General features: G+C 56.0%; 19 protein-coding genes and 1 pseudogene. 8 read left to right on the top strand and 12 right to left on the bottom strand.

Annotation, left to right across the window (positions count from 1 at the left end; genetic code table 11):
* Nucleotides 1-44: 44 nt before the first annotated feature.
* Nucleotides 45-950 carry a DMT family transporter gene (locus tag AC790_RS19740; protein ID WP_049852903.1) on the top strand — a complete coding sequence of 302 codons (906 nt, stop codon included), beginning with the start codon at nt 45-47 and terminating at the stop codon, nt 948-950.
* Here AC790_RS19740 and AC790_RS19745 read toward each other — a convergent pair.
* Both AC790_RS19745 and tctD read right to left on the bottom strand, forming a co-directional pair.
* Nucleotides 937-2,313, bottom strand: a pseudogene (locus AC790_RS19745) (sensor histidine kinase N-terminal domain-containing protein). The gene AC790_RS19740 and the pseudogene AC790_RS19745 sit on opposite strands and share 14 nt — an antisense overlap.
* Nucleotides 2,304-2,975, bottom strand: a complete 672-nt coding sequence (gene tctD / locus AC790_RS19750) for a transcriptional regulator TctD (protein WP_049852904.1) — start codon at nt 2,973-2,975, stop codon at nt 2,304-2,306. Before tctD ends, AC790_RS19745 begins: the two are co-directional and overlap by 10 nt.
* Nucleotides 2,976-3,083: 108 nt before the next feature.
* Between tctD and AC790_RS19755 the strand changes: the two genes are divergently transcribed.
* The 4 genes from AC790_RS19755 (at nt 3,084) to flk (ending at nt 7,187) form a co-directional block, all read left to right on the top strand.
* Entirely contained in the window at nt 3,084-4,073 is a 990-nt protein-coding gene (locus AC790_RS19755) for a tripartite tricarboxylate transporter substrate binding protein (protein WP_152929149.1), read from the top strand.
* 11 nt (nt 4,074-4,084) lie between these two features.
* Nucleotides 4,085-4,516 carry a tripartite tricarboxylate transporter TctB family protein gene (locus AC790_RS19760; protein ID WP_049852906.1) on the top strand — a complete coding sequence of 144 codons (432 nt, stop codon included), beginning with the start codon at nt 4,085-4,087 and terminating at the stop codon, nt 4,514-4,516.
* Between the two features lie 12 nt (nt 4,517-4,528).
* The gene (locus tag AC790_RS19765; protein ID WP_049852907.1) at nt 4,529-6,037 is read left to right on the top strand and encodes a tripartite tricarboxylate transporter permease; all 1,509 of its coding nucleotides are present in this window, start codon (nt 4,529-4,531) and stop codon (nt 6,035-6,037) included.
* A 118-nt stretch (nt 6,038-6,155) separates the two neighbouring features.
* The gene (gene flk / locus AC790_RS19770; RefSeq protein ID WP_007889255.1) at nt 6,156-7,187 is read left to right on the top strand and encodes a flagella biosynthesis regulator Flk; all 1,032 of its coding nucleotides are present in this window, start codon (nt 6,156-6,158) and stop codon (nt 7,185-7,187) included.
* On the opposite strand, the gene AC790_RS19775 is transcribed toward flk, so the two are convergent.
* Complete coding sequence (locus AC790_RS19775) at nt 7,184-7,627, bottom strand: rhodanese-like domain-containing protein (protein WP_049852908.1); 444 nt, start codon at nt 7,625-7,627, stop codon at nt 7,184-7,186. The two genes, flk and AC790_RS19775, sit on opposite strands and share 4 nt — an antisense overlap.
* Nucleotides 7,628-7,713: 86 nt before the next feature.
* On the opposite strand from AC790_RS19775, the gene AC790_RS19780 reads away from it, so the two are divergent.
* The gene (locus AC790_RS19780) at nt 7,714-9,150 is read left to right on the top strand and encodes a PLP-dependent aminotransferase family protein (RefSeq protein ID WP_049852909.1); all 1,437 of its coding nucleotides are present in this window, start codon (nt 7,714-7,716) and stop codon (nt 9,148-9,150) included.
* On the opposite strand, the gene AC790_RS19785 is transcribed toward AC790_RS19780, so the two are convergent.
* Nucleotides 9,113-10,294 (bottom strand): MFS transporter, encoded by a 1,182-nt coding sequence (locus AC790_RS19785; protein ID WP_007889236.1) that lies wholly within the window; start codon nt 10,292-10,294, stop codon nt 9,113-9,115. The genes AC790_RS19780 and AC790_RS19785 overlap by 38 nt on opposite strands.
* A gap of 310 nt (nt 10,295-10,604) precedes the next feature.
* Nucleotides 10,605-11,819 (bottom strand): beta-ketoacyl-ACP synthase I, encoded by a 1,215-nt coding sequence (gene fabB / locus AC790_RS19790; protein WP_049852910.1) that lies wholly within the window; start codon nt 11,817-11,819, stop codon nt 10,605-10,607.
* A 155-nt stretch (nt 11,820-11,974) separates the two neighbouring features.
* On the opposite strand from fabB, the gene mnmC reads away from it, so the two are divergent.
* A complete protein-coding gene (mnmC, locus tag AC790_RS19795; protein WP_049852911.1) occupies nt 11,975-13,987 on the top strand; it encodes a bifunctional tRNA (5-methylaminomethyl-2-thiouridine)(34)-methyltransferase MnmD/FAD-dependent 5-carboxymethylaminomethyl-2-thiouridine(34) oxidoreductase MnmC in 2,013 nt (670 codons plus the stop codon).
* A 29-nt stretch (nt 13,988-14,016) separates the two neighbouring features.
* On the opposite strand, the gene AC790_RS19800 is transcribed toward mnmC, so the two are convergent.
* The 6 genes from AC790_RS19800 to prmB form a co-directional block, all read right to left on the bottom strand.
* On the bottom strand, nt 14,017-14,298 hold the full coding sequence (locus AC790_RS19800; protein WP_007889229.1) for a YfcL family protein: 282 nt from the start codon (nt 14,296-14,298) through the stop codon (nt 14,017-14,019).
* Between the two features lie 30 nt (nt 14,299-14,328).
* Nucleotides 14,329-14,874 (bottom strand): elongation factor P hydroxylase, encoded by a 546-nt coding sequence (locus tag AC790_RS19805; RefSeq protein WP_007889222.1) that lies wholly within the window; start codon nt 14,872-14,874, stop codon nt 14,329-14,331.
* Nucleotides 14,875-14,941: 67 nt separating this feature from the next.
* Nucleotides 14,942-15,739, bottom strand: a complete 798-nt coding sequence (locus tag AC790_RS19810; protein WP_049852912.1) for a sulfite exporter TauE/SafE family protein — start codon at nt 15,737-15,739, stop codon at nt 14,942-14,944.
* 133 nt (nt 15,740-15,872) lie between these two features.
* On the bottom strand, nt 15,873-16,697 hold the full coding sequence (gene mepA, locus AC790_RS19815; protein ID WP_049853031.1) for a penicillin-insensitive murein endopeptidase: 825 nt from the start codon (nt 16,695-16,697) through the stop codon (nt 15,873-15,875).
* 8 nt (nt 16,698-16,705) lie between these two features.
* Entirely contained in the window at nt 16,706-17,791 is a 1,086-nt protein-coding gene (gene aroC, locus AC790_RS19820) for a chorismate synthase (RefSeq protein ID WP_007889217.1), read from the bottom strand.
* A 46-nt stretch (nt 17,792-17,837) separates the two neighbouring features.
* Nucleotides 17,838-18,770, bottom strand: a complete 933-nt coding sequence (prmB, locus tag AC790_RS19825) for a 50S ribosomal protein L3 N(5)-glutamine methyltransferase (RefSeq protein ID WP_049852913.1) — start codon at nt 18,768-18,770, stop codon at nt 17,838-17,840.
* A gap of 159 nt (nt 18,771-18,929) precedes the next feature.
* Here prmB and smrB point away from each other — a divergent pair, with 159 nt between their 5' ends.
* The gene (gene smrB, locus AC790_RS19830) at nt 18,930-19,478 is read left to right on the top strand and encodes an endonuclease SmrB (protein ID WP_036620857.1); all 549 of its coding nucleotides are present in this window, start codon (nt 18,930-18,932) and stop codon (nt 19,476-19,478) included.
* 48 nt (nt 19,479-19,526) lie between these two features.
* On the opposite strand, the gene sixA is transcribed toward smrB, so the two are convergent.
* Nucleotides 19,527-20,009, bottom strand: coding sequence for a phosphohistidine phosphatase SixA (gene sixA, locus AC790_RS19835; RefSeq protein WP_036620918.1), 483 nt, complete (start codon nt 20,007-20,009; stop codon nt 19,527-19,529).
* Nucleotides 20,010-20,156 lie beyond the last annotated feature (147 nt).

Genomic DNA, 20,156 nt, shown 5'->3' on the forward strand with positions numbered 1-20,156 from the left:
CCGGTCAAACGTAAACTATTCGCGATTATTTGAGGAGCTGTATCATGAATTTACTGTTTCCGCTGATCGCGGTGCTGATCTGGTCGATCAACACTATCGTCAGCAAACTCTCGGCAGGAAGTATCGATCCTGCGGCGATCTCCTTTTATCGCTGGTTATTGGCGCTGGTGGTGCTGGCGCCGTTTTGCCTGCCGGGCGTATGGCGCCATCGTCACACGATTAAAGCCAACGGCTGGCGCTTGCTGATCCTCGGGCTGCTCGGCATGGTGCTGTATCAAAGTCTCGCCTATTATGCGGCGCACAGCGTTTCGGCGGTGATGATGGGAATTCTCGGCGCGACCATTCCGCTGTTGACCATTCTGCTCAGCCTGGTGGTGCTGCGCCTCGCGCCAACCCGCGGTATTTTGATTGGCGGCCTGCTGTCGTTCGCCGGTTTAGTGTGGCTGGTGAGCGAAGGCAATCCGGCGCAGCTGCTCAATCAGCGTCTCGGCAATGGCGAACTGATGATGCTGGCGGCATCAACTTCCTACGCCTTGTACGGCGTGCTGACCAAGCGCTGGGCCATTCCGCTGCCGACCTGGCAAAGCCTGTACGTGCAGATTTTCTTCGGCGTGCTGCTGCTGCTGCCCGGTTTCCTGCGCGCGCCGGACGTGACGCTTAATATGCATAATGTGCCGCTGGTGCTGTATGCCGGACTGTTTGCGTCGATTATTGCGCCGTTCCTGTGGATTCTGGGCGTGCAACGTCTGGGTGCCAGCACCACCAGCATTTTTATGAATTTCGTACCGGCGTTTACGGCGATTATTGCGGTGATGTTCCTGCATGAGCAGCTGCATGCCTATCACTGGATTGGTGGTGGCATGACGTTAGTGGGCGTAATTCTGGCGCAACGTCTGAAAACCCCGTTACGCAAGCCGCGCATGAATGAAGCGCAGATCAGTGAAAGCTAATGGTGACGCGCAGCCCACCCAATTGCGGGCTGCGCGCCAGCTGTAGCTGTGCATCGTGCCAGCCGCAAATATCTTTGACCAGCGCAAGCCCGATGCCTGCCCCCGTTTGATAAGCAGAATGGAGGCGACCAAAAGGCTACAGTGCTTGCGAATGCAACTCCTTAGCAATACCTGGCCCACTGTCTTCAATTTCAAGCCCCTTTTTCAGCAAACGCACCGTGATTGTGCCGCAGGCTGGGGTGTATTTAATGGCGTTATCCAGCAGGTTGGCACATAACTCTGCCAGCAACAGCGCATCACCTTGTACATGACAGGGACTTTCGCATTCAAAGCCTAGATCAATCTGTTTATGGCGTGCCGAAGCATAGCTACTCAGGCAAGCCTGTTGGGCGATTTCGCTAAGATTTACGCTCGAAAACAGTTTGTCTTCGCCGTGGCGTGCTTTAATTTGCGCCAGCTGCAATAGTCTGTCGGTAAGCAGCACAGTATCATTAAGTGTATGCCGCATGCCCTCTAAGCTCTCACGCCATTGCTGTGGCTCATCACTATTGAGCGCTACCCCGACTTGGGTTTTCAGAATAGTTAGCGGCGTACGCAGCTGGTGCGAAACATCGGCGCTAAAACGTTCCTGACGAGCCAGCAGACCGCGCAGCCGATCCAGATGGCGATTGAAGGCCGTGATCAACGGCTGTAGTTCAGACCATGGCAATAATGAGGGCAACGGCGTCAGCTCACCGGGGGAGCGGCGCAACATGATTCGAGAGAGACGGCGCAGCGGACGTAACACTTTTTGCAAAAGTAAACTCGCCAGCACCAGCGCGATCAGCACCAGAAAACTTTGGCTGACCAACGCCGTTTTAAGTAGCCTTTCGGCGAAAGCATGCCGGGAATTGAGAGTCTCCGCGACCAGCACCAACGCCATGCCTTCAACGCCAGCTTCATTAACAGGCTGCCATAATGCGGCAGCCCGAATCGGCTGTTTGCGGTAATTCGCATCATAAAAATGCACCAAAGCGGGATATGCATCCGACAAAGGAGCATTGTGTGGTAAGGGTGGTAAATCCTCATAACCCGACAGCGTCTTACCTTCTGGTGAAATCACCTGATAAAACAGTTGGTCGTTCATGTTGCGCTCAAAGCTATCCAACACGACCCAAGGTACATCAACCTGAAGGCGCTGCTGGCGCACGGTTAACCGTTCAGCAACGGTACGTGCGGAAGCCAGTAATGAACGATCGTAAGCCTGATCGGCCGCCTGCAATGCACTATGGTAGTGGGTATAAACGGATAAACACCATAGCAAAAGCAAAGGTGCTCCCAGCCAAAGTAATAACTCTCCGCGCAGCGAACGTTTTAGTCGCACGTTTGGCATTCCAGGCTGTAACCCAGACCTCGCAGCGTAACAATCACCACATCACTACCGGCTAGTTTTTTGCGAACCCGATGTACATAGAGTTCAATGCTCTCCGGACTCGCATCGTCTGCCAGCGTGAACGTTTGTTCATAAAGATACTGCCGTGATACGGGCCGGCCTGGCCTTTGCATCAGCGTGGTTAACACGCTCGACTCACGCGGTGTGAGTAATAGCGGCTTATGATTCAACTGAAAATAGCCCTCGCTATCGCGTTCCAACTGCCCCACCATTTTCGACGGCTCTGTCTGCCTCTGGCTACGCCGAAGCAATGCACGTAAACGGGCCTCAAGCTCATCTAATTCAAACGGTTTACTAAGATAGTCATCTGCACCGGCGTTGAGTCCCTGTACCCGCTGCTCTAGCGCACTTTGCGCCGTAAGTAACAGTACCGGCAGCGTTTGCCCCCGTTTACGCAGGCGCGCCAGCACCGCTAAACCGTCCAATCGCGGCAGCGAAACATCTAATACCATCACGGCGTAGCTTTCACTTAGTAATACATGATCCGCTGCCACGCCATCAGCGACCCAATCCACCACGAAGCCTTTCTGCGTCAATGCCTTTTTCAGCCAGCTCGCCAGGTCCACCGTATCTTCTACCAGTAAGAGACGCATATCACATCCTGTTACTTTTCCCTGTGAGTGAAAGGTAAATGAAAGGTTGCCGTCTTAACAATTCAGTAACCACAAATCTTTAGCACTAATCACACTCTCTGGATATAAATGGAGCTAACGATGAAAAAAATGATACGTACCATCTGCTGCGCAACGTTACTTTCCCTCACTATTTCGGCGGCTTCAGCTGCAGCACCTGATCGAACAGAGTGCATCGCCCCGGCTAAACCTGGTGGAGGTTTTGATCTCACCTGCAAATTGATTCAGGTTTCGCTGCAAGAAACCGGACAGATCGCCAAACCCATGCGCGTTACCTATATGCCCGGTGGCGTAGGCGCGGTGGCCTACAATGCCATTATCGCGCAGCGCCCTGCCGAAGCTGGCACGCTGGTCGCTTTTTCCGGCGGTTCACTGCTGAATTTGTCACAGGGCAAATTTGGTCGTTATTCAGAAAACGATGTGAGATGGCTGGCATCGGTTGGTACGGATTACGGCATCATTGCGGTACGAAATGATGCTCCCTGGCAAAATCTCGCGGAGCTAATGGAGGCAATGAAGAGTGATCCTACCAAAGTGGTGGTAGGAGCCGGTGCCTCAATTGGCAGCCAGGACTGGATGAAAACGGCGATCCTGGCGCGGGAAGCGGGTATCGATCCGCGCAAAATGCGTTATGTCGCTTTTGAAGGCGGCGGCGAGCCGGTTACAGCCCTGCTTGGCAAGCATATTCAGGTTGTCTCCGGCGACATGAGCGAAATGGTGCCACATCTGCAGGGCGGTAAACTGCGCGTACTCGCGGTGATGGCCGATAAGCGACTTCCCGGCGAACTCGGCAACATCCCTACAGCTAAAGAGCAAGGGTTCAACGTGGAGTGGCCGATCATTCGCGGCTACTACCTTGGCCCAAAAGTCAGCGATGCCGCTTATCAGTGGTGGGCAGACGCCTTTAAAAAGCTGGTAACGACCAACGAGTTTCAGCAACAGCGCGAAATGCGTGGGCTCTTTGAATTCAATATGTTTGGGAGCGAATTAGATGCCTACGTCAAGAAAAGTGTGGCTGACTACCGTGAAACAGCCAAATCCTTCGGCTTAGCAAAATAACGGAGGTTGAGATGAGTGATCGTATCTTCGCGGTCGTCTGGTTGGTGCTGTGCATTATCGGGTTGTTTATCGCCTGGCAGCTCCAAAGTGAATACAGCTATGAACCAGTTGGCCCCCGTCCGTTCCCCATGTTACTGCTCGGTCTCATGGTCATCTGCGCCGTAATGATGCTGTTGCGTAAACCCGATCTGGTGCAGTGGCCCACACCTGCAACGCTGCTGAAATTAGTACTGATGTGCGCCATGCTGATGACCTATGGCATGTTGTTTGAGCGTTTAGGCTTTGCCCTCTCGACCACCTTGCTGGCGTTTGGCATCGGTATGTTGTTCGGTGCACGCTGGTGGGCGGCGGCGTTATCTGGCGTGGTGATGGGCATTGCCCTGTTTTACGCCTTTGATCAACTGCTCGATGTCACGCTGCCCGTAGGCAGTTGGCTTAGCTAACAGGAGTCAACTATGGATACCTGGTCTTTCCTGATGCAGGGTTTTGCCGTCGCCATGACGCCGGGGAACCTGATGATTGCCTTAACTGGCTGCTTTATCGGCACCATCGTTGGCCTGCTGCCGGGTCTGGGCCCGATTAATGGCGTGGCGATATTGATGCCGCTGGCATTTGCGCTGCATTTACCTCCGGAATCTGCCTTAATCTTACTGGCAACGGTGTACATCGGCTGTGAGTATGGTGGACGTATCTCGTCGATTTTGCTCAACGTACCGGGCGACGCTGGCGCGATTATGACTGCGCTGGATGGCTATCCGATGGCGCAGCAGGGCAAAGCCGGCGTAGCGCTCTCTATCTCGGCGGTCAGTTCCTTCATCGGTTCCACCGTCGCTATTCTTGGCATCATCCTGTTTGCGCCCATGCTGGCTAACTGGTCACTGGCATTTGGTCCAGCGGAGTACTTTGCCTTGATGGTGTTCGCCATCGCCTGTCTCGGCAGTATGATGAGCCATAACCCATTGAAATCGTTTCTCGCGGCGTTAATGGGTCTGGGCTTAGCGACAATTGGAGTTGATGCCAATACCGGCGTCTATCGTTTTACCTTTGACAGTGTTCACCTCTCCGATGGTATCCAATTTGTGGTGGTAGTGATTGGCTTGTTCTCGGTGAGCGAAATCCTGCTGATGTTAGAATCCACGAGCACTGGGCAGAAAGCAGTGCGCGCCAGCGGCCGCATGATGTTTAACATGAAGGAAGCCACGCAAGCGGCGGGGGCAACTTTCCGCTCATCTTTCACCGGTTTCTTCGTGGGCGTGCTGCCTGGTGCAGGAGCCACTATTGCCAGTGCCATCGCCTATATGAGCGAGAAAAAGATCAGTGGTAGCAATCAATTTGGTAAAGGGGATATCCGCGGAGTGGCCGCACCGGAAGCGGCTAACAACGCCTCCGCCTGCGGGTCCTTCATCCCAATGTTAACACTCGGCATACCGGGTTCAGGTACCACGGCAGTGATGGTAGGGGCACTCACGCTGTATAATATTACACCGGGTCCAGCCATGTTCACCGAGCAACCAGATATTGTTTGGGGCCTGATCGCCGCGCTGCTGATTGGCAACGTCATGCTGTTGATTATGAATATTCCAATGATCAATATCTTCGCGCGCATGCTGACCATCCCGCTCTGGTTTTTAGTACCGACGATCGCTGCCATTTCTGCCGTTGGCGTCTATGCGGTACACAGCACCACATTTGACCTGCTACTGATGGTCGGCTTAGGTATTTTTGGCTATATTTTGCGCAAAATGGATTTCCCCATGTCGCCGCTCATCTTAGGTTTTGTCTTAGGGGAGATGCTGGAGCAAAACCTGCGCCGCGCATTGTCAATCAGCAATGGCAACCTACCCTTTCTATGGGAAAGTCTCATTAGCAAAGTGCTGCTACTGCTAGCCATTGCCGTATTAGTGATACCTCCACTGTGGAAACGCTGGCGACGTCAGCGTGGAGCGCTAGTTGAGACAAAATAAATCTGTATCCGTTGTGCATTAAACCTATAGCCCCCGTGGATTTCCTGGGGGCTTTTGCTATCATGTGGCCTCTTTTTTCCGGCGCACCCGGATCTGACCCGTTTTCAAGGATTCCGCCATGCAACCTCTCAGCGGTCCCGGTGTGCCCGCGGGCGATCGTTCCCCTTTATCTCAAGCAACTGGCCCGACACGTCCGGGTGGTCCAGCCGGTGAACAGCCCTTGTCTCCTGCCCAGCGCACCACGCTGGAGCGCCTGATTGTGCGCATCATGTCGCTGAGCACGCTTAAAGCGCCAGAGTTGTGGGCCGGTGTCCGCCACGAAGTCGGCGTAAAGAGTGAAGCCGAGCTGCAATCACGCCACTTCCCGGCGGCGGAACAGCATCTCAATGGTCGCTTAACCCAGGTGCAAAATAGCCTCGCCACGCGCCAGTTATTGCAGCAGCTGCTGGAAAAACTGCCGCAGGGCAACAATCGCCAGGCGGTCAGCGACTTTATTCGTCAGCAGTTTAACCAAACGGTATTGAGTGCGCTGTCGCAGGATCAGCTGCGTCAGGTGCTGACCATGCTGCAAAATGGCCAGATGGCGATTCCGCAGCCGCAGCAGACGCGCGTTTCCGACCGCAGCCTGCTTCCGGCAGAGCAGCAATCGCTGAATCAGCAGGTGACACGCCTTGCGGCTACCACCGGCGAATCGCCGGTGAAGCTGCTGGCCGATACGCTGAAGCTGGTGAATCTGAAAAGTGGCGACCCAATCCCTTCACGCCACTTCCCGCTGCTCACGCAGTATTTGCAGGTACGTCAAACGCTGGCGCAGCATAGCGCGCCGACCTTGCAGATGCTGGAAACCTCATTGAAGCAGCCGCTCACCCATGATGAACAGCGACTGCTGGAGGATTACAGCCAGCAGCGTTTCCAGGCGCTGCCGAATACCGTGTTAACGCCGGCGCAGACGCAGGATCTGCTGAATCTGCTGTTTAGCCGCCGCGCTGAAAAACTGCATGAACAGCCGCTGGCGGATAATGAAATTCGCCCGCAGCCCATTTGGTCGCCGTTTATTCAGATGCTGCCGCAGCCGCTGGCTCAGCGCCCCGCCCTGACGTTGATTGTTGCGATTTTCGTGTTCATCTTCCTGTTGTGGCTGTTTATCTAGCAGCCGCAGTTGGCAGCGGGCGTGGCGTGCGGCCATTCGCCCGCTGCCGCACCCCACGCCAGCGGATGACCATCGCGCTTCCAGAAATCCAGCCCACCAATTAACTCTTTCACCTGAAAACCCAGCGATGCCAGTTTAAGTGCGGCTTTGGTTGAGCCGTTACAGCCAATGCCGTCGCAATAGGTGACATACACTTTGCTGCGATCGAGATGCGCCGTGGATTGCGCATTCATGGTGCGATGCGGAAACGATATCGCGCCACAAAGGTGTCCCGCCTGATAAACCTCGCTGGAGCGCGCGTCGATCACCACAATCGCTGTGATACCCAGCGCCAGATCTTCCGCCAAATCCCACGCATCGGTGTAGTACGCCAGTTTATGTTGCAAATAAGCCACGCTTTCATTCGCGCTGGCTGGCGCAACGTTCAATACCGCTGACATCGCATTCTCCTGTTGTGATTTTCCCTCAGTTTACGGCAAAGTGGTCTGCATCCTGATACCACTTTTAGCGATGCGATAAGACCGCGATGAACACGTCATTTTTGGCCCTGTTTAGCCATCAGCCACAAGGTGGTTTACGTCAGCGCTTGTGCAATACCTTGCGCCAGGCGATTGCCAGCGGACATTTGCGACACGCGCAGAGACTGCCTTCCAGCCGCCAGCTGGCGCACGATTTATCGCTGTCGCGCGTGACGGTGGAAGCCGCTTACGCGCAGCTGGAAAGCGAAGGCTATCTGCAGCGCCACGGCGGGCGCGGCACGTTTGTCTCCATTAAGATGGCGCCGCCCGCAGTGAAAGCATCTATCGACCGCTCACCGCACTTTTCCCAGCGCGGCCAGCAGGTGCTGGCAACCGGTGGCTGTCAGGATCCGCCGTTTCCACATGCGTTTGCCGCGGGTTCGCCAGAGTTACGCGCCTTCCCGCACGCGCAGTGGCGTCGCATTAGCAATCAGGTGCAGCGTTCGCTGGGCAGCAAAGTGATGGGCTATGGCGATCCGCTCGGGCTGCCATCGCTGCGGCGGGCGGTGGCCGACTATCTGGCACTTTCACGCGGCGTACGCTGCTCGGCAGAACAGGTGGTGATGCTCACCAGTTCACAGCAGGCGCTGCAGTTGCTGGCGCTGATGTTCCTCGATGCAGGCGATGAAGTGTGGCTGGAGGAGCCGGGTTATCCCGGCGCACGCAACGCGTTTCTCGCCGCCGGGGCGAACTGTCGCGCTATGCCGCTGGATGCAGAAGGTGCCGTTCCCCTCAACGGCAGCGCGAAGTTGGTGTATCTGACGCCCGCGCACCACTATCCAACCGGCACGCCAATGAGCCTGGCGCGCCGGTTACAGTGGCTGGCGTGGGCGCAGCAGCATGATAGCTGGTTGATTGAGGATGATTACGACAGCGAATTTCACTATGAGGATCGCCCAGCCCCGGCGTTGCAAGGATTAGAAGCGGATGGTCGGGTGATTTGCCTCGGCACCTTTTCCAAAACGCTGTTCCCCTCGCTGCGGCTGGCGTGGATGGTCGTGCCACCGCAGTTGGTTGAGGCGCTGGGCCGCGCGCGCAGCGTGATGGATGGCCACAGCGCACTGCTGCCTCAGGCGATCACCGCAGAGTTTCTGCAACAAGGCCATTTTGCCAGCCATCTGCGCCTGATGCGCCAGCTGTATCGCAGTCGACGTGACTGCTTGCTCGAACAAATCGAAACGCGTCTGCAACCCTGGCTACAACCACTACCGGCGGCGGGAGGCTTACAGTTGACGGTGGAGCTAATCCAGGGGAATGAAGCGCACTTAACCGCACAGGCTAAAGAGACGGGATTGTTGCTGCCGCGCCTGTCACCGCTTTATGCCAATGATGCAAGGCAATCAGGTTGGTTGCTGGGGTTTGCGGCGCTGACGCCCGGAGAAATTGTCAGCGCCTGCGATAAATTGGTTACGCTGTTGTCGCTCCACGCGCAAACGTCCAGGTAACCAAAATTCCCAGTGCGGCGCAGCAGGCACCGGCAACATACACCGAACCGTAACCCAGCGCCGTCGCCAGTAAACCGGTTAAGGGGCCGCTGGCACCGTAAGCGATATCCTGAAAAGCGGAGAAGCCACCGAGCGCAGTACCGCGAATCTGCGGCGATACGCGCTTAATTACTTCGACGCCCAGCGCGGGGAAGATCAGCGAGCAACCGCAGCCGGTCAACGCCGCGCCAATCAGCGCCATCCAGCCGGAACTGGCAAACGCCAGCAGCAGTAAGCCGGCAGTTTCTACCAGCAATGACACCATCGCCACTTTTACGCCACCGTGCCGATCCGGCAAGCCGCCAAAGAACACGCGCACCAATACAAATGCGCAGCCAAAGGCGGTGAGTGCGAAACCGGCATTGCCCCAGTTTTCCGCCGCAAAATAGAGTGAAGTGAAAGTACCGATGACGGCAAAACCGGTGCCCTGCAGCGCCAGCGCCAGTCCCGGCTGGAAGATGGTTTTTACCACGCTAAACAGCGAGGGCCGCTCGCCGCCAACAACCGGCACCTTGCGAATCCAGCAATTGATCGCCAGTGACAACAATGGCAACAGCAGCGCAACCGCGCCGAGTGCGGCAAAACCGCCATGCTGATTAATCAGCAAGCCCAGTGGAGCGCCAGCCGCCAGCGATCCGTAAATCGCCATGCCGTTCCACGACATCACCAGGCCAGAGCGTTTACTGCCCACCAGCCCCATCCCCCAGGTGAGATTACCGGTCAGCAGTAAGCTTTCACCAAACCCCAACATCAGGCGCCCCAGCGCCAGTAATCCAAATTTCGCCCAGGGTGAAACCGGCAACAGCGCGGCAGCCAGATAAGCCACGCCCACCAATGCAATGGCAATCATGCCGTGCTGCGTAGTCAGCTTCGCGCCGTGCTGATCGGCACGACGGCCGGCAAAGCTACGCGTCAACAGCGTGGCAAAGAACTGAATGCCCACCGCTACGCCGACCATCAGATTGCTCATGCCGAGTTCCTGGTGGACATACAGCGGGATCACCGGCAGCGCCAGGCCGGCGGTCAGATAAGTCAGAAACACCGCAAAGGAGGTGCAGGCTAAGGGCAAAACGGATTGCGCCTGCGCGTCAGCAGTCGTGGTCATGATCGGTCGAACTCCTTGTAATAACCAGACTCACGCTTGCTGCCATAACAGAAACGGGATATTTGGTTCACATTTAGCAGGAAGTGATAATTTTGTTTCGGATGGAAAGAGAGTGTAGGCAAGCAGGAGGTGAGTTGTCAAAAACAACAAGGGCCGGATTAGCCGGCCCTTAGGTATATTCTGGAAGATAACCCTAAATAATTCGAGTTGTGGGAAGGCGGCAAGTATGTAAATCCCCAGGAGCTTACTGAAGTAAGTGACTGGGGTGAGCATACGCAGCCAACGCACCCACGGCTCGAAGTATGACGGGTTATAGTTTGCGCATAGTCAGCGTGGCGTTGGTGCCACCGAAACCGAAGCTGTTCGACATCACGGTAGTCAACGCTTTTTCGGTCGGCTTGGTCACAATGTTCAGACCTTTACCGGCTTCATCCAGCTCTTCAATGTTAATGCTTGGCGCGATAAAACCGTGCTCCAGCATCAGCAAGGTGTAGATCGCTTCCTGCACGCCCGCCGCACCCAGAGAGTGACCGGTCATGGCTTTGGTGGCAGAGATGGACGGTGAGTTGTCGCCGAACACTTCGCGAATTGCACCCAGCTCTTTCACATCACCCACTGGCGTTGAGGTGCCGTGCGTGTTGAGGTAATCAATTGGGGTATCCAGGCCTTGCATTGCCATTTTCATGCAGCGCACGGCGCCTTCGCCTGAAGGAGCAACCATATCTGCGCCATCTGAAGTGGCGCCGTAGCCCACGATTTCAGCGTAGATGTGTGCACCACGTGCCAGAGCGTGTTCCAGCTCTTCCACTACCACCATACCGCCGCCGCCTGCAATGACGAAACCGTCGCGGTTGGCATCGTAAGTACGTGACGCTTTTTCAGGTGATTCGTTGTATTTGGTCGACAGCGCGCCCATCGCATCGAACTCACAAGCCATTTCCCAGCTCAGCTCTTCGCCGCCGCCAGCAAATACGATGTCCTGTTTGCCCAGCTGAATCTGCTCAACGGCGTTACCGATGCAGTGTGCAGAAGTCGCACAAGCTGAACTGATTGAGTAGTTAACGCCGTGGATTTTAAACGGGGTTGCCAGGCAAGCCGAAACACCTGAACCCATCGCTTTGGTTACCACATAAGGACCCACCGCTTTCAGGCCGCGTGGGCTACGCATCGCGTCCGCACCAAACACCTGATAACGCGGAGAACCGCCGCCAGAACCGGCAATCAGGCCAACGCGTGGATTTTGCTGATACTGTTCGTCAGTCAGGCCAGAATCTTTGATAGCTTCAGCCATAGACAGATAAGCGTAGATCGAAGCATCACTCATAAAACGCACGATTTTGCGATCGATGAGCCCGTTGGTATCCAGTTTGACGTTGCCCCATACGTGGCTGCGCATTCCGGCATCTCTCATCTCTTCAGAGAAAGTAATACCCGAACGGCCTTCACGCAGAGAAGCCAGCACTTCTTGCTGGTTATTACCAATGCTGGAAACAATACCCAGGCCAGTAATCACTGCACGTTTCATTCAATAGTCCTCGTTCCACTCTTTTGGATTGACGTGCACTCTAGCGTACAGTTGTAAGCCGAACAAGTCCGATCAGCCATTTCATTTTGTAAATTTGCGTCATGTGACGTCTGTCGCTAAACTCGCGCCACTGCCTGAAATATGAGCCTTTCCCCGTGAAAATAACCCCGGTTGAACATGCCCAAATAAACTGGAATGAACAGGGTACACCTGTGTCTCGAGTGTTTGGTGACGTCTATTTCTCCAATGATAATGGACTGGAGGAAACGCGCTATGTGTTCCTCGATGGCAACCAGATTCCGCAACGTTTTACCGACCATGCGCGCGATTTATTTATTGTTGCCGAGAGCGGTTTTGGGACTGGTCTGAACTTTCTCACCCTGTGGCAAGCCTTCGATCGCTTCCGCGCCGCGCATCCTAATGCCCCGCTAAAGCGCCTGCACTTTATCAGCTGTGAAAAATTCCCGCTGACGCACGCGGATTTGATCGCCGCCCATGCGCATTGGCCAGAGCTGCAGCCGTGGGCCGCACAGCTGCAACAGCAGTGGCCACAGGCGTTACCGGGCTGTCAGCGCCTGCTGTTTAACGGCGGCGAAGTGACGCTTGATCTCTGGTTTGGTGATATTAACGCGCTAATTCACACCTTTGATGACAGTCTGCATCGTCAGGTGGATGCCTGGTTCCTTGATGGCTTCGCACCGGCGAAAAATCCGGAGATGTGGACGCCCGAGCTGTTCGCCGCGATGGCACGCCTGGCGCGTCCGGGCGGCACGCTGGCAACCTTTACCGCGTCTGGCTTTGTACGCCGCGGCTTGCAGGACGCGGGTTTCAGCATGCAGAAACGCAAAGGATTCGGCCACAAGCGTGAAATGCTAATCGGCTCACTGCAGCACGCGGTTGCATTGCCCCACAGCCAGCCGTGGTACGCGCGACAGCAAGCAGCCAGCCAGGATGTGGCGTTGATTGGCGGCGGCGTCGCCAGCGCGGTGCTGGCATTGGCATTGCTGCGTCGTGGTTGGCGCGTCACCTTATATTGCGCTGATGATGCGCCAGCATTGGGCGCATCCGGCAATCGTCAGGGCGCACTCTATCCGCTGCTGAATCAGCACGATCCGGCGCTGGCCACCTTTTTCCCGGCCGCCTTTGGTTTCGCCCGTCGTCTTTACGATCGCCTGCCGGTGATGTTTGAACATGACTGGAGCGGCGTGCTGCAGCTCGGCTGGGATGCAAAAAGCGCCGAGAAAATCGCGCAGATGCTCAGTATGGATCTGCCGCACGAAATCGCCTGCGGCGTTAATAAAGAAGAAGCGGAGCAGCTGGCGGGCGTCGAACTCGCTTTCGGCGGCATTTTCTATCCGCAAGGTGGCTGGCTTTCACCTTCGCAGCTGACCAGCAATCTGCTGGAACATGCGCAATCGCTGGGGTTACGCCTTCACTGGCAGCATCGTCTTACTCAGTTAACACCTGATGGAGAGCGCTGGACGTTGCACTTTAGCCAGCAGCCGCCGGTGCAGCATCAGCAGGTGGTGCTGGCGAATGGACATGCGCTGCTGGAGATTGAGCAGAGTAAAGCGCTGCCGGTCTATGCTGTCGCGGGTCAGGTGAGTCACGTACCCACTAATCCGTCGCTCGGCGAACTGCGCACCGTGCTGTGTTATGACGGCTATCTCACGCCGGTCAGCCCCACTTTCGCTACCCATTGTATGGGTGCCAGCTATCACCGTGGCGATACCGCGACTGATTTTCGCGCCGACGACCAGCAAGAAAATCGTCAGCGGCTAATCAACTGCCTACCAGAAAGCGCATGGCCACAGCAGGTAGATATCAGTGACCATCAGGCGCGCTGCGGCGTGCGTTGCGCCACGCGCGATCATCTGCCGATGAGCGGCAGCGCGCCGGATTACGACGCCACTTTGGCGCAGTATGCGGATCTTCCGGAGCAGCGAGCGCACGGTGCAACCGTGGCCGAGGCGCCAGTGCATGCAGGGTTATTTGTGCTGGGGGCGTTGGGATCGCGCGGCTTGTGCAGCGCACCTTTAGCAGCCGAAGTGCTGGCGGCACAGATGAGCGGTGAACCGCAGCCGCTGGATGCAGCGACGCTGGCGGCCATGCATCCAAATCGCTACTGGGTACGTAAACTGCTGAAGGGCAAAAAGGCGGGTCGATAATCTGCGGGGCGAGCGATCGCCCCGAAAGGTTAAGCGCTCTGGCGCGCCTGCAGGAACAGATTGTCCCACATGCCAGTGACTAAGGCCTGATCGCGTGGCGACAACTCACCAGCTGCAATGGCTTTTTGCAGGCTGTTGGTGACATGAGTTTGCAGCGCTTCCGGCGTGTGTTCGCCACTCAGCTCAATCTCCGCCACTGCCAGGGTCAGATGACCACGCAGATAGCCGCCAGCAAACAGCTCATCATCGCTGGCGTGATCGACCATGTCATCAATCAGGGCCAGAATGCGGGTCTCAAATTCTACGATCATCTCTTCCTCTCTTCTTATATCCTTTGCGGATTATAGATCTTCCGGCCAAGGGAATTGTGCCGCCGTCAGTGCCGGCGTGCCGTAATACTGGATTAACGCCTCGATAAAACGTGCCGGTCGCGGCGGAATGCCCTGCTCCAGATAAGTCATCACCTGTGCATGAACCTTGCGCTGAAACGCTATGCGATCTGGCTCACAATCGCCTTCGAGATTGTCACAACTTACATTGAAGGGAAAGCCCGCCGCAACGCAGAACAACCACTCCAGCGCCTGCGGTTTAACTTCCACCGCTTCAAACTGGCTCTGCGTTTGCGCATCGCGGCCGTCCGGGCAGTACCAATAGCCAAAATCCACCAGTTTGCGGCGTGCTTCACCGGCAATGCACCAGTGGGAAATTTCGTGCAGCCCGCTGGCATAGTAGCCGTGCGCGAATACCACGCGATTCCACGGTGAGGTTTCATCCGCTGGAAGATAAATAGGTTCGTCGTCGCCTTTAATTAGACGGGTCTGAAAATCGTCAACAAAGCAGCCATCAAAGATGGCAATCAGCTGATCGTAATGGTGTGTTGTACTCATAATTTTTAATCTTTAAAAAAAACCGGCGCCATTGTCGCATTGGCAGCCGGTCTTGACGAGTATTGGATTACAGCGTTGCCAGCCAGGCCATCACTTCGCTGCCGTGGCTATCCCACAATAATTTGGCGCTCATCACCGCAGAAACCGTCACCACCATCGGGCGGATCAGCTTCTGGCCGCGGCTCAGCACCAGCCTGGCGCCGAGGCGCGCGCCGATAAAGGCCCCAAGCAGCATAATCGCGCCGGTGCCCCACACTACTTTTCCGCCGAACATAAAGAACAGCAAACTGCCAAAATTCGAAGTGAAATTTAGGATTTTGGCGTGGGCGGTGGCTTTGGCCAGATTAAAGCCGCACAGCGTGACAAAGGCCAGCGCGTAAAAGGAACCTGCGCCTGGACCAAAGAATCCGTCGTAGAAACCGACGCAGCCGCCGCCGACCAGCGCATAGGGCAAACCCTGCAGGCGACGTTCGCGATCCGCTTCTCCCAAACGTGGCATCAGCAGGAACCACAAACCAATGCAGATCAGCAGCAGCGGCAAGATTTGGCGCAGCACATCCGCTTGCAAATGCTGAATCAGAACGGTGCCAGCTATCGCGCCGAGAAAGGTCATGACGATATTCAGCCACTGCTCATTCAGCTTCACCGCACCGCGACGGATGAAATAGAGGCTGGCGGAGAAGGATCCGCCGACCGACTGCAGTTTATTGGTGGCTAGCGCCTGCGCGGGAGAAAGCCCGGCTGCCAGCAACGACGGCACGGTGAGCAAACCACCGCCACCGGCGATGGAGTCGATAAATGCCGCCAGCATCGCCACAAAAAACAGCACGCCGATGATCAGCGGGCTGACAACAAACCAATCCATTTTATTCCTCAAATAACCGCGATCCTTTGAGCTGCAGCTGCGTTGGCTGCGCTCGCTCACTCCAGTCACTTACTCAAGTAAGCTCCTGGAGTTGAACGAACTTGCCGCCTTGCTGCAACTCAAATTCTCACGGTTATAGTAAGTGATGGTCTAATAAAGACTGACATGACGGCGGCAATGGCGGCGGCGTCTTTTTCACCGGCGGCGTGCTGCCAGGTTTTTTCGGCAGGAACCAGCTATCCAGCTCGGCACCACAGCCATCGCCTGGCGGCTGTGCGGCTTGATCCTCGCACTCCAGACTGCCGGCCGGACAGCGCAGACGCACGTGCATATGCGCGCGATGGGCAAACCACGGACGCACCTTATTTAACCACGCGCGATCGCTACCCGCATCGGCACACAGCTGCCGTTTAATCGCCGGGTTGACGAAGATACGTGTGACTTCCTCATCTTTCGCTGCCAGTTTAATCAGGCTATCAATTTGGGGTTGCCAGTGACGCGCAATGACCTGCTTATCATCCGCAGAGACCAGATCGAGCGGCTGCGGCTTCAGCAATTGCTGCGCTGTCCAGCGGGTTTTCGGTAGCTGCAGCCAGATATCAACGTCGAGACCGGTTTGATGGCTGGCGTGGCCGCTGCTGAAACGTCCACCTGCTGCCATACCCATATCACCAATCAGCACTTGTCCCAGCTGCAGCTGATGAACCTGGGTACTGAGGCGCTGGATAAAGGCGATGAGATCGGGATGACCGAAATAGCGGCGCTGATCCTGGCGCATCACCTGATAATTTGCTGAGTTAAGCGGCAGCTGTTGCGCACCCACAATACAGCCGTTGGCGAAACCACCAATCGACTGGGGAGTGCCGGCAATCGGCTGATGGATTTGCTGCCACGGCGTCGCGGCAACGGCGGCCGCACTGCACAACAGCGCGACACAGGTGATGAGCAGACAGCGCATCATCGGGCTTACCAGCGCGGAACGCTGCTGTTGACGTCACCGTTTTGCGCGCGCTGGCGCAGCAGGTGATCCATCAACACGATCGCCATCATCGCTTCGGCAATCGGTACCGCACGGATGCCGACGCAAGGATCGTGACGACCTTTAGTGATCATCTCCACTTCTTCGCCGTCACGTGTGATGGTGTTGCCTGGCACGGTAATGCTCGACGTTGGTTTCATCGCCAGATTGGCACTGATGGTTTGGCCGCTGCTGATGCCGCCTAAAATGCCGCCCGCGTGGTTGCTCTGGAAACCGTTCGCACGAATTTCATCGCGATGCTGGCTGCCACGCTGGTTGATCACCGCGAAACCGTCGCCGATCTCCACGCCTTTCACCGCGTTGATGCTCATCAGCGCATGCGCCAGATCCGCATCCAGACGATCAAACACCGGCTCGCCTAAGCCCGGCGGCACGTTTTCGGCCAGCACGGTGACTTTGGCGCCAATGGAATCGCCCTCTTTTTTTAGGCCGCGCATCAGTTCATCCAGCGCCTCCAGCTTGGATGCATCCGGGCAGAAGAACGGGTTCTCTTCCACGATGCTCCAGTCTTTCAACTCGCAGGCCACGTCGCCAATCTGTGCCAGATAGCCGCGCACCACAATGCCGTGCTTCATCTGCAGATACTTCTTGGCAATTGCACCTGCCGCTACGCGCATCGCGGTTTCACGTGCGGAAGAGCGTCCGCCGCCGCGATAGTCGCGCAGGCCATATTTCTGCTCGTAGGTGTAATCGGCATGACCCGGACGGAACAGATCTTTGATGGTGCCGTAATCCTGCGAACGCTGATCGGTGTTTTCAATTAGCAGGCCGATCGAGGTGCCGGTGGTGACGCCCTCAAACACGCCGGACAAAATTTTCACCTGATCCGGCTCGCGGCGCTGGGTGGTGTAGCGCGAGGTGCCAGGACGACGGCGATCGAGATCGTGCTGAATATCGGCTTCGGTGAGCGGAATGCCGGGTGGCACGCCATCAACGATGCAGCCCAGCGCAATACCATGCGACTCGCCAAAAGTGGTTACGCGAAAAACTTGTCCGATGCTGTTTCCGGCCATGCTGGTTCCTTGTTGCAATGTTGCGGGCGAGCACTCGCCCGCGTATTTAGTCTTTAAAGAATGAGAAGTGATGCTGTGCTGCGACAATTTGCTCACGCGTCAGCATAAACACGCCGTCACCGCCGTTATCGAACTCCAGCCAGGTAAACGGCACATCTGGATATTGATCGATCATGTGCACCATGCTGTTGCCGACTTCGCAAATCAGCACGCCCTGCTCGGTGAGGTATTCTGGCGCACAGGCCAGAATGCGACGCACCAGTTTCAGGCCATCGCTACCCGCAGCCAGACCAAGCTCCGGCTCGTGGCGGTATTCGTTCGGCAGATCGTCCATATCTTCCGCATCCACGTAAGGTGGATTGGTGACGATCAGATCGTATTTTACCGGCGGCAAGTTGCGGAACAGATCGGCACGAATCGGCGTGACGTGGTTCAGCAAGCCATGCTCTTCAATGTTCTGCTCGGCGACGGCCAGCGCATCGGTGGAGATATCCACTGCATCCACTTCCGCTTCCGGGAAAGCATAAGCACAGGCAATGGCGATGCAGCCGCTGCCGGTACACATATCAAGGATGTGATTGGGCGAATCACTGATCAAACCGGCAAAACGGTTCTCAATCAGCTCACCAATCGGCGAACGCGGCACTAATACGCGCTCATCAACGTAAAATTCGTGGCCACAGAACCAGGCTTTATTGGTGAGATAAGCCACCGGAATGCGCTCGTTAACGCGGCGAATTACGCGCTCGACAATGCGATGCCGCTCGCTAGCGGTCAGGCGCGCGTTGCGCATATCTTCTGGAATATCCAGCGGCAGCCACAGCGTCGGCAGAACCAGTTGGACTGCTTCGTCCCAGGGATTATCCGTGCCGTGACCGTACCAAATGCCAGCCGCCGAAAAACGGCTGACAGCCCAGCGCAGCATGTCCTGAATGGTGTGCAGTTCATTCACTGCCTCATCGACGAATATCTTGTCCACGTAGCCCTCCGCAGGCCATAAAATCAATCGGCCGATAGTGTGCCACGAAGCCGGGCAGAATTCAGCGCGGCGAGGTGAAAAAGCTGACATTTGTTAACGCTAACGGTTAAGGTATGCCACCGGCTGTTAACCAGCCTTTTCTGAACCCATAACCGAGCCATGAGTAAGAAAACGCCGCTAAGCCAGGACGACCAGGAGATGTTCCGCCAGTTGATGAGTGGAACCCGCAAATTGAAACAGGACACTATCGTACATAAACCGGTGGTGAAAACGCGCGAACGGCCGTTGAAACGTCTGATTTCAGAACAAGCAGATAATAGCCATTACTTCTCTGACGAGTTTCAGCCGCTGTTATCCAGCGAAGGACCGGTGCGTTATGTGCGTGCTGACGTCAGCCATTACGAGCAGAAAAAATTGCGTCGCGGCGATTACACGCCGGAAATTTTTCTCGATTTACATGGCTTAACGCAAATGCAGGCTAAACAGGAACTCGGCGCGTTGATCGCCGCCTGTCGCCGTGAGCATCTGTTCTGCGCCAGCGTGATGACCGGGCACGGCAAACACATTCTCAAGCAGCAAACGCCGCTATGGCTGGCGCAGCATCCGCACGTGATGGCATTTCATCAGGCACCGAAAATGTTCGGCGGCGACGCGGCGCTGCTGGTACTGATAGAAGTGGAAGAGTGGCAACCGCCAGAACTGCCGTAAAGGCTGCGGTATATCAGGATAGGGCCGCATTGGCGGCCCACAGAGAGATTAAATTGCTTTGGCCAATTTTGACGGACTGACCTGCCACTCCAGCTTACCTTCGCAGGCATCTGCATCAAAGTTTACGCAGGCTATCGCTGAGGTGGCGAACATTGGCGGCGCTTCCTGCGGGCAAAGTTCAGACACCAGATAACCCACCAGCGGCAGATGCGAAATCACCAATGCTGACTTAACGCCTTTCTGCGCCAGCGCCTGCAGATAACAGGCCACCATGCCTGGATCGCCACCCGGCGTCAGTTCCGGCAACACATCCTGCCCTTCCGGCAACTTCAGCGTTTCACGTACCGTTGCGAGCGTTTGCTCGGCACGCAAATAGGGACTGACTAAAACCCGATCGATTTCTGGCGTTTTGCCGTTGAGCCAGCTCGCCATTTGACGCGATTCGTCACAGCCACAGAGGGTGAGAGGACGAACTGAATCACTCGCTGCTTCCAGAGCTGCGTCGCCATGACGCATGATAAAAACTTGCATAAAGCACCGCTGTTGTTTGTCGATATCGCCCGGTACCACAGCACCAGACGCTTCATTCTGCGAATGAACGGTGTGTTTTACCCCAATGGCTTCAGTATAGTCAACCGGTTGTTTATTAAATAAGCATATCTCAGAATGGTGCCGCGC

It is taken from the genome of Pantoea sp. RIT-PI-b (assembly GCF_001187905.1).
GTDB classification, from domain to species: Bacteria; Pseudomonadota; Gammaproteobacteria; order Enterobacterales; family Enterobacteriaceae; genus Pantoea; species Pantoea nemavictus.